1 protein-coding gene is annotated in these 1,872 nt (G+C 70.4%); it reads left to right on the top strand.

The window, feature by feature from the left end:
- The first annotated feature begins 377 nt into the window (after positions 1 to 377).
- Positions 378 to 1,784 carry a dihydrolipoyl dehydrogenase gene (gene lpdA / locus ACFVGO_RS08695; RefSeq protein ID WP_359903214.1) on the top strand — a complete coding sequence of 469 codons (1,407 nt, stop codon included), beginning with the start codon at positions 378 to 380 and terminating at the stop codon, positions 1,782 to 1,784.
- Positions 1,785 to 1,872 lie beyond the last annotated feature (88 nt).

The raw sequence follows: 1,872 nt of genomic DNA, 5'->3' as shown, positions 1-1,872 counted from the left end.
CCTCCCCCCCTCCGCCTTGTGGAAGGAAGGGGGGGTGTTCGCAAAGGTAGATGGGGCGGGCGAGGATTGGTTCCCCCCCCGCCCCCACCCCCCCCGCCCCGGGGGGGCCCCCGCGCCCCCCCCCGCCCGGCGGCCCCCCCCGACCGCCGTACCCGACCGCTCCGTCCGAGACTGCTCCATCCGGGACCTCCCCGCCTCATCGCCCCTGGTGGCCGTGGGTGCGGTCACCGTAGCGCAGGACACTGACAATCCGGCCACGGACCGGTACGGTGCCGCGCGGAGCGCATCCGCCGAGACCCGGTGGGTGCGCCGGGTCCGGTCCTGACACCATGGGACCGAGATCACGACACGGTGACATCCTCGGAGGAGTCAGCAACATGAGCACGCACTACGACGTCGTCGTCCTCGGCGCGGGCCCCGGCGGCTACACCGCCGCCGTCCGCTCGGCCCAGCTGGGCCTGAAGGTCGCGGTCATCGAGGCCAAGTACTGGGGCGGCGTCTGCCTCAACGTCGGCTGCATCCCCTCCAAGGCCCTGCTGCGCAACGCCGAGCTCGCCCACATCTTCACCAAGGAGGCCAAGACCTTCGGCATCAAGGTCGAGGGCCAGGTGACCTTCGACTTCGGCGAGGCCTTCCGGCGCAGCCGCACGGTCGCCGACGGCCGGGTCAAGGGCGTCCACTACCTGATGAAGAAGAACGGCATCACCGAGTACGACGGCTGGGGCACCTTCGTCGACGAGCACACCCTCCAGGTCGCGCTGAGCGGCGGCGGCTTCGAGGTCGTCACCTTCGACAACTGCGTCATCGCCGCCGGTGCCACCACCCGCCTGCTGCCCGGCACCAGCCTGAGCGACCGCGTGGTCACCTACGAGGAGCAGATCCTCACCGAGCAGCTGCCGGAGAGCATCATCATCGCGGGCGCCGGCGCGATCGGCGTCGAGTTCGCCTACGTGCTCCACAACTACGGCGTGAAGGTCACCATCGTCGAGTTCCTGGACCGCGTGGTGCCGCTGGAGGACGTCGAGGTCTCCACCGAACTCGCCAAGCAGTACCGCAAGCTGGGCATCGAGGTGCTGACCTCCACCCGGGTCGAGTCGATCGACGACAGCGACCCGAACGCCAAGGTCCGGGTCACCGTCACCAAGGACGGGCAGCAGCAGGTGCTGGAGGCCGACAAGGTGCTCCAGGCGATCGGCTTCGCGCCGCGGGTCAACGGCTACGGCCTGGAGAACACCGGGGTCAAGCTCACCGACCGCAACGCCATCGCGGTGGACGGCCGCGGCCGCACCAGCGTCGAGCACATCTTCGCGATCGGCGACGTGACCGCCAAGCTGATGCTCGCGCACGCCGCCGAGACGATGGCCGTGATCGCCGCCGAGACCATCGGCGGGGCGGAGACCATGGAGGTGGACTTCGTCATGATCCCGCGCGCCACCTACTGCCAGCCGCAGATCGCCTCCTTCGGGTACACCGAGGCCCAGGCGCGCGAGCTGGGTTACGACGTCAAGGTCGCCAAGTTCCCGTTCACCGCCAACGGCAAGGCGCACGGCCTCGGCCACCCGATCGGCTTCGTCAAGGTCATCAGCGACAACACGCACGGCGAGCTGCTCGGTGCCCACCTGATCGGCCCCGAGGTCACCGAGCTGCTGCCGGAGCTGACGCTGGCCCAGCAGTGGGACCTGACCGTCCACGAGGTCGCCCGCAACGTGCACGCCCACCCGACCCTGGGCGAGGCCGTCAAGGAGGCCATCCACGGCCTGGCCGGGCACATGATCAACATGTGACGACCGACCCTCGGCACGCGCCGTGTGCCCGGCGAGAGGATGCCCGGCGGGGGGGGGGGGGGGGTTCGGGCCGGTCGGAAGGGGCGGG

This window comes from Kitasatospora sp. NPDC057738 (assembly GCF_042798815.1).
In the GTDB taxonomy this organism is placed as follows: domain Bacteria; phylum Actinomycetota; class Actinomycetes; order Streptomycetales; family Streptomycetaceae; genus Kitasatospora; species Kitasatospora lactacystinica.
Note: the sequence above shows the minus strand (reverse complement) of the source record. Positions and strands in the feature narration are given on the sequence as shown.